Origin of the sequence: Algoriphagus sp., from assembly GCF_024642405.1 — a bacterium.
Classification (GTDB): domain Bacteria; phylum Bacteroidota; class Bacteroidia; order Cytophagales; family Cyclobacteriaceae; genus Algoriphagus.
In genome coordinates, this window is the sequence record NZ_JAHEBC010000171.1 from 1 (window position 1) to 8075 (window position 8075).

Genomic DNA, 8075 nt, shown 5'->3' on the forward strand with positions numbered 1-8075 from the left:
TATGCTCTAAGTTTGCAAAGCGGAGAAAAAGTATGGAGTGTTTCCCCTCCACCTTGTGACTCAAAAACACGAGAAGTCTGTCAGCAATCAAATTCCTCCGCACCAACTGTCACTCCAGGAGTCGTATTCGAAGGAGATCTTAATGGATTTGTTCGCGCTTACAGCACCGAAAATGGAACCGTTCTCTGGGAATTTGATACAGTAAGAGAATATGAAACTGTAAATGGGCAAAAAGGCAGGGGTGGATCGATTGATGGACCTTCACCAGTAGTTGCAGATGGAATGCTTTACGTCAGTTCCGGCTACGGTATGTTTGGACAAATGCCAGGAAACATGTTACTGGCTTTCAAAGTGAAGAATTAGACCAGCTTTTTAAGCTACTTATGTTTCCAAAAGGAAACTAATTAAACTAAGGATTAGGTAAAAACCGATTAAACTACCTCTAAACTTCTTTTGGATTTTCTATAGATATAATTCGGGTAAATGGCTCGTTTTGCAAAACGGTTAATCTTATCGCTATTAATCATTTTTTGGTAGACCTGAGAGGTCACACCGAAGTATTCGTAAGTCGTCCCGTCCAGAAATGTAATTTCCAATACTAATCCTTTGTGATGATAATCTGCAATACCTGCATTGTTAATACTCTCGTTGTAATTTTCTAAGTTAACTTCTAATGTTTCAGGAGCAATGCTCACTAAAAAATGATAGCCATCAATAATCTTTCGGCTTTGGATTTCTGCTTCCAGTTTTAACGGATCACCCTCTTGAAATTTGTCAGGATGCCACTCTTTCACCAAATCCCGATACGTTTTCTTTAAAGTCTTTAAGTCTATTTCCTTTTCAACTTTAAAGAGTTTCTTGTATTCGTTGATTCTTTTCATCTGACATTTTATTTGCGGGCGCAAACGTACGTCTTTATTCTTCAGGAAGCACCATCCTGCTATTCTTTAAATTTATTCATCCCAGTTCCAACATAAAAACTAGGATGGGGCGGCTGATTATAGCCCACATTTTGCCAAGCGAGACTTAATCGGTATTGAGAATCTTGTAGAAGAGTTGGCATTTTAAAATCAGTCGGGATCGTGCTAGAGTAAATTCTAAGTTCAGTATTGTCTTCGCTTCTCAGGATCAACTCTTCGCGCCAGTCACCAAGGATATCTCCGGATAAAGCAGGCGTTGCTTTTGTACCATTGTTTGAGGTTGCCCCTTCTGCTTCGAAAATCACTCCTTTCCCATATTTCACAATATAATTTCTATCCAGAATTTCCCGGGAAAGATCCCCATCCCACCAGATAAGAAAGTTTTTCTCCTTTGGAGCTTCTCCAATTACATTTCCACTGAGATCATATAGGTTTGGATCCCCTGACCACCACATTTGTGCTCCAACTCGGGAAGAATCAATATTTCCAGCCACCCCGCGGCCTACATCAGTATCTTGAGCTGCCTCAAAAAGAACTTCTCCATTTCTGGCATTAAAAAGTACCACCCCAGGCCCTTTCGTACCTTCCTCAATTTCATGAATTCCAAAAACTTCCAAATCGGGAGTAGTAGGGTCAAGATCACTTACATGAAGCGCATCTCCATGCCTGAATCCAGTTGTGTATAAACCTTCTCCTGTTTCATCCACAACCATCGCTCCAAAGACAATTTCATCCTTCCCATCGAAATCAACATCTGCTACAGAAAGCCCATGATTTCCCATTCCAGAATAGGGATTCTTTCCATCTTTGGAATCAAAGACCCAGCGACTTTCCAGTTCGCCATTTTTAAAATCAAAAGCTGCCAACACAGTGCGTCCATAATACCCTCTCCCCATGACCAAACTAGGATGAATTCCATCTAGATAAGCTACGCAGGCGGTAAAACGATCCACTCGATTTCCGGTATTATCATTTCCGCCATTCCCTCCTATGCCTCCCCATTCACCGATATTTCCTCGACCTGGGATATAGTCCACTGTGTGTAGGGCTTTTCCAGTGCTTCCCTCGAAAACTGTCAGAAATTCAGGCCCTGATAGTATTTTACCAAAAGTTCTTGACTCTTCATCCAAATCCCTCCAATCCTTTGCCGGATCACCGATTACATTTCCCAAGGCATCAGTTGTTCCATCTGCTGTTTTGCACGCAAATTCTGCTTTGCCATCCCCATCCAAGTCAAATACCATAAACTGTGTATAATGCGCTCCCTCACGGATATTTTTACCCAGGTTTATTTCCCAAAGAAAAGTACCATCTAGTTTATATGCCTGAAAAATCGGGGGATCAGTAAGTCCCTTTTGAGAATTATCTCGACTTTGTCCAACTTGATGAACAACTATTTCAAATTGCCCATCTCCATCCAAATCCCCAATCGAAACGTCATTAGGAGCATAGCCTTCGGGTTTTTGAAGAGGAATAGAAAAATAGGGTTTTGCTTCTGAGGAGGCAGCAATTGAAAAACTGCCTTTTTCATCCGACTCCTCATTTCCTACAATTGATTTTATAAACCAAGTGTTCCTTTGGGAAGGATCAAAGGATTGATCCTGAAACCAAGAAACTTTAAGAATAGGTTCATTATTAACTTTGACCACCTCACCTTTCCCATTTTCACGATAGAGATTAAAAGCCAAGTTTTCCTGATCTTCTTGAAACAAACGCCAACTTACAAAAACCTCCTGATTGTCAGTTTTTGTAGCCACCACACCTCTATCAAGATTTTCCATTTGACGCTGGGCACTTAAAAGTATAGGGATCGAAAAAAAGCTCAGACAGAAAATAAAAGGTGCAATTTTCATAAGATCTAGTTTAAAGAGTTCAGTTTCATTTAAATCTCTCTAAACAAATCTATTAAAGAATGGCAAACAGGCTTTACCGTTAATCAGAAACCTTAATGATGGAGTAGCCTAAGTTAAAAACCGTTATACCATGCCCATCCAAAATCTCCCGGATCTATGTATACCTCGGAAACAACAATCTTCTCCAGAAATTTCATGCTTTTAAAACCTATTTGTCTTTCCAGCCTCAATCGAAGAGGAGCACCATGTGGAATGGATAGATTTTTCCCATTCATGCCATAAGCCAAAATGGTTTGCGGATGAAAAGCATCCAGCAGATCAATACAATCCAACCAACCATCGTAGGAATAAAAATTTACCCAGCGAGCTTTTGGAGAAATCCCTGCATGTTCGAGTAAGGTACCTAGCGGCAACCCGGTCCATTCTGCAATTGCTGTCCAGCCCTCTTCGCAGGTATGTCTCGTGATTTGAGTTCTTGCTGCGAAACTCTTGAGTTGACTCAGAGAATAATTTGTAGGTCTTGCCACAAGTCCCTCCACAGGTAGACTCCAATTCTCAAATCCAGTACGGAGATGTTTCTCATAATTTTCGCTGAAATATTCTTTAGATGAATCGGCAGGATTTATAGTGCCTGTTGCAGGCATGGAAGAGATATCACTGAAACTATACTCTTTAGCTAAAGATTGACCTGGAAGTAAAGCGCGATGTGCGGCATAGGTGAAATTATCCCCCATCCGAAGTATATTCCCATAATTCGGAGGCATGGGTTGTTTACAACCAGGAATTATTAAAGCCCCAATAGCTGCCATTCCTGTTGTAATTGCTGCGCGTCGAGTAATAATTTGCTTCTTTTTCATGTGCTTATAACTTGATATTAATTGGCCACATGGAATCTCGCATATATAATAATCATTCCAGTATTGACATTTTGAGTAATGCTTGATTTCATGGCTATTTTCCTAAAGTCATATATTTCATTTGGTCTTTGAAACCCGACAATATGATCATCATCAAATGGACAACCAGAAAGATTTCTAGAGATAATGAGGTGAAAAAATGGATTGTTCGGGCTGTTTGATATCCTCCGAAAATTTCCAAAAGAAAAGGAAATGCAGCCGTTAAGGCGGGAGACATGGTAAATCCGGTAATGATTGCCATGGGCAGAGAAATGAAAATAATAGCCATGTACGAAAGTTTTTGCATGAGTCCATATTGAGGACCACCTGTAGGAGGAGAAATTTTCATTCGAAAGTGATCTTTTACATCATTCCAAAATCTAGACGGAGTTAATTCTTTAAGTCTTGGCCAAATATGTTTGCTAAAGTGACCACTAAATATTCCTAAGATCAAATAGATTAAACCTGTTACAACAAGGAACCATGCAGCCAAAAAATGAAGGCTTCTACCCCATCCATTTTCATTAAACATTTCTTCTTCCCCATTTCTACCTGCGCTTACCGGGGAATCTTGACTTTCAAAAAACGGAATCTGCTCCTCCCAGTCTGATCTTTGGTGATTTCTACTGATAGGAAGCTCCATAAAGGCAGGAGTCAATTCATTCCCCACTTCTCCCCAATACAATCTGGGATGAACCATTAAAATTTCTATTCCCGTAAATACCAAAATCAAAAAACTTAAAGTAATAATCCAATGGGAGGTTTTTACCCATGGTTTGTGTTTTGCCTTTATTGAATTTTGCTCACCAGAAGTATTCATAAAATACAGCAATAGTTTTTGTGTGGAACCCCTTGTATTTAAATGTACTATTTTATTCTAAAAACTCATGATTGCACTATTCCTTGAATAATCTTGGGCCTACAATTTAGAAATTCTCATCTGTCCAACGACTTGATTTCATTTTCAGAAAATTCAAGATCGATTTTTTAGACTAAATTGAATCCTATTGATTCGAGAAATTGAATTAAAACCCCTTATCCCCAAAGCTACCATGAATCTTAAGCTTCAACCTCTCCTACTTTTACTTCTGGTTTTTTCCTGCTCGGCTCCTACGGAAATTAAACCACAGTTTGAACATGACATTATAGATGGCCCCACTCCATGGACCAGTGAAAGCTTTGAACTCGAAGAAGAGGATTTCACTTTTGCAATAATCTCAGACCTGACGGGTGGTGAGCGACCCAATATCTATGGAACTGCAGTGGGTCAGTTAAATCGCTTAGATCCAACTTTCGTGCTGAGTGTAGGTGATCTGATCGAAGGTGGTACGGAAGATACGCTTCAGCTGAAAAAGGAATGGGACTCTTTTGACGGCAGAACTTCCAATTTGAATATGCCATTTTTCCACCTTGGAGGAAATCATGACTTAACCAATCCTGTGATGCGTAGATTTTGGGAAAACCGATTCGGGAAAAGGTACTATCATTTTGTCTATCAAAATGTCTTGTTTTTGATGTTGGACTCAGAAGATTATGAGGAGCAGCGCATGTTGGAAATCTATCAGGCTAGGGCAAAAGCATTGCAAATTATAGATGGAGAAATCGAGGGTATCTATGAAGAATCCGATTATTTCAAAATGGAAGAACGTAATATAGGCGGAATGAGTGATGGACAAGTTGAGTATTTTAAAGCAGTTCTTGAAAAGTATCCCAATGTAAAATGGACTTTTCTTTTGATGCACAAACCACTTTGGAAGCATGAGGATGGGAAAGGCCTGGAAAGATTGGAAGCACTATTGGTCAACAGACCCTACACAGTATTTAATGGACATGTTCACTCCTATTCTCATCGCAAAAGACAAGATCGTGATTACATCATGCTCGGAACGACAGGAGGTTCTCAAAACCCCAGGGACTCCATGGCTTTTGACGAGGTTACTTTGGTTAGAATGGATAAAGAACCTGTGATCACTACCTTAAAAATGGAAGGAATTTTAGACGAAACCGGGAAAGTTGCGGTTGTTTATGATAGTTTGAATCAGGCTAGAAAAAACTTCTAGGCAAAAATCATTATGGACAGACAATTCATAAAAAAGATCTAATTGCCATGAAATCAGTCACTGTTGTGGGTTCCGGTATTATTGGTTTGACTTCAGCTATTATTCTTCAGGAGTCGGGTTTTGAAGTTAAAATAGTTGCCAAAGAAAAATTTGAAAAAACGCTTTCCAATAAAGTAGGCGCGATTTGGTTTCCTTATGAAATTCAACCTATTGAGAAAACTAATTTTTGGGCCAGCTTGGCTTACAAGCGATATTTAGCAGAGGCAAATCCCGAAATCGGTATAACCTTTTTACCGTTTTTGAATGCCTATACTGATAAAAGTAATAATGATTGGATTAAACAATTACCTCTCGGAAAAGTCCGGGAAGCTAGAAAAAACGAATTACCTCAAGGTATAGAAATGGCATTTATTGGAGAAGTTCCATTAGCCGAACCTCGATTGTATTTACCTTATTTGTTCGAAAAATTTTTAGCGAATGGAGGTCTTTTTGAAAATCGGGAAATAGGCTCTTTAGAAGAAGTTTCTGGATTGGGTGATTGGGTGATTAATTGCACAGGATTGGGAGCCAAAGCACTTTGTGAGGATAATGATTTACATCCTATGCGAGGTCAAATCTTGCGCTGCGAAAAAATGGAATTACCTTCTTTTGCTGATCCAACAAAAAAAGGAGCTCTTTTATATGTGATTAATAGATCTGAGGATACAATAATCGGAGGAACAGATTACGAGGACGATTGGAATGAAAATACAGAGCCGGCTGATACAGATAAAATCCTGGAAAGATTCAATGCAAGTGGGATCCAGCAAAACCCACAAATCAAGGAAGTATTGGTAGGATTAAGACCAAAAAGAAGTTCTGTTCGCTTTGAGTTTGACCCAAAATACCCAACCATTTTTCATAATTATGGACATGGAGGTGCCGGATATACTGTGGCTTGGGGCTGTGCAATGGAAGTTGCCGAAATTTTAAGTAAGACTTAATACTTTGAATCTAAGTTTCAGAAAAGAAAAATAACCTAAGCCATTTTTTGAATGAAAATTAGAAAACCATTAAATTATTGTACCATTAAAATTTCAAATACTTAAAAAACCCCCTCAAATATTCTTAAATTGATGAATAACTGTTTTTGCTATGAGCCATAAAAGACGTGTTTTCATAAGTTTTGTAAATCCAGAATTACTTGATTCTAAACGAATAGAGCTACAGCAAAAAGTAATTGAAAAAATTGAAAGTCTTGGCTTACAACCTGAGATGTTTTTTCACAAAGGAACAGCAGCTTCAATGGCATGGTCGCTGCGAAATGTAATTGATATTATGAATAGTTGCATAGGTGCAGTTGTGATTGCTTTGCCTAGATGGAATTTCAAAAATGAAGATGGAGTCAATTATATTTTAGCAAGTGAATATGCTCAAATTGAAGGGGCAATTGCAACAACTCTAAAATTACCGCTCCTAATTTTAGCTGAAAGAGGAATTGTTGATAGAGGTTTAACTTGGACCGGTGCAGGACATCCGATAATATATATCCCATCAGGTGCAGATCCAAATTGGCTTGAACAAGATGCATTTAACCAGAGGTTTGGGTTTTGGGCTGACCAACTCAACGAACGGTCTGACTTGTTTCTTGGATATAGTAGCAAAGCTCGAAATACGGCTCTAGCAATTCATTTATTTTTAACTCAAAAGCTTGGTTTAACCGTCAGAAATTGGGAAATGGACTTTGCCGCAGCGGGGATAATTATCGATGAAATTGAAACAGCAAGTAAACTTTGTAGCGGGGGAATCTTCTTATTTACTAAAGACGACAACACAATTGAAGGAAGTGAAATAAAAGCTGCACCAAGAGATAATGTAGTTTTCGAAGCAGGTTATTTTACTGCATCAAAAGGTAGAAAACGTGTATTAATCATAAAAGAGGAAGGAGCTAAAATGCCTGCTGACCTCGGAGGAAACATTTATTTAAATCTTATTGACAGAAATGATATTAGCCCAATTGAAACCGCAATTAGTGACTTTGTCAAAAAGAGACTTTGAGAAAAAGAATACACTCCTATTTACAATAAATTGTTGAATACGTTTTTTCAACAAAACTTGGCTACATATCACTTTATGAGAACTCTTCCTATTTTATCCTTCATTACACTTTTTCTGATTTCCTGTTCATCACCCGAAGAATTCGATGTTTTAATTAAAAATGGCCAAATCGCAGATGGTTCCGGTAATGCCTCTTACGTTGGAGACATAGGAATAAATGCAGATACTATTGCAGCAACTGGAACTCTGGAGGGGGCAACTGGAGAAATAGAAATCGATGCCTCTGGCTTGGTTGTGGCACCCGGCTTT

General features: G+C 38.8%; 8 protein-coding genes and 1 pseudogene. 5 read left to right on the forward strand and 4 right to left on the reverse strand.

All coding sequences use genetic code 11. The annotated features are described in order from the left end of the window. Positions 1 to 363, forward strand: a 363-nt coding sequence (locus tag Q0L68_RS12875; protein ID WP_296703789.1) for a PQQ-binding-like beta-propeller repeat protein, incomplete at its 5' end; no start/stop codon positions are given. Positions 364 to 431: 68 nt separating this feature from the next. On the opposite strand, the gene Q0L68_RS12880 is transcribed toward Q0L68_RS12875, so the two are convergent. The 4 genes from Q0L68_RS12880 to Q0L68_RS12895 all read right to left on the reverse strand — a co-directional run bounded on the left by Q0L68_RS12880 (position 432) and on the right by Q0L68_RS12895 (position 4489). Beyond that, positions 432 to 881, reverse strand: coding sequence for a KTSC domain-containing protein (locus Q0L68_RS12880; RefSeq protein ID WP_296703791.1), 450 nt, complete (start codon positions 879 to 881; stop codon positions 432 to 434). Between the two features lie 59 nt (positions 882 to 940). Then, a complete protein-coding gene (locus tag Q0L68_RS12885) occupies positions 941 to 2773 on the reverse strand; it encodes a rhamnogalacturonan lyase (protein WP_296703794.1) in 1833 nt (610 codons plus the stop codon). 113 nt (positions 2774 to 2886) lie between these two features. Next, positions 2887 to 3630, reverse strand: a complete 744-nt coding sequence (locus Q0L68_RS12890; RefSeq protein WP_296703796.1) for a molybdopterin-dependent oxidoreductase — start codon at positions 3628 to 3630, stop codon at positions 2887 to 2889. Positions 3631 to 3724: 94 nt separating this feature from the next. Next, positions 3725 to 4489, reverse strand: a complete 765-nt coding sequence (locus Q0L68_RS12895; RefSeq protein WP_296703799.1) for a cytochrome b/b6 domain-containing protein — start codon at positions 4487 to 4489, stop codon at positions 3725 to 3727. Between the two features lie 232 nt (positions 4490 to 4721). Between Q0L68_RS12895 and Q0L68_RS12900 the strand changes: the two genes are divergently transcribed. The 4 genes and pseudogenes from Q0L68_RS12900 to Q0L68_RS12915 form a co-directional block, all read left to right on the forward strand. Next, on the forward strand, positions 4722 to 5729 hold the full coding sequence (locus Q0L68_RS12900) for a metallophosphoesterase (RefSeq protein WP_296703801.1): 1008 nt from the start codon (positions 4722 to 4724) through the stop codon (positions 5727 to 5729). Positions 5730 to 5776: 47 nt separating this feature from the next. Beyond that, on the forward strand, positions 5777 to 6712 hold the full coding sequence (locus Q0L68_RS12905; RefSeq protein ID WP_296703803.1) for an FAD-dependent oxidoreductase: 936 nt from the start codon (positions 5777 to 5779) through the stop codon (positions 6710 to 6712). Between the two features lie 151 nt (positions 6713 to 6863). Next, positions 6864 to 7766, forward strand: a complete 903-nt coding sequence (locus tag Q0L68_RS12910; RefSeq protein ID WP_296703806.1) for a TIR domain-containing protein — start codon at positions 6864 to 6866, stop codon at positions 7764 to 7766. A 57-nt stretch (positions 7767 to 7823) separates the two neighbouring features. Then, positions 7824 to 8075, forward strand: a pseudogene (locus Q0L68_RS12915) (D-aminoacylase); the annotation flags it as partial.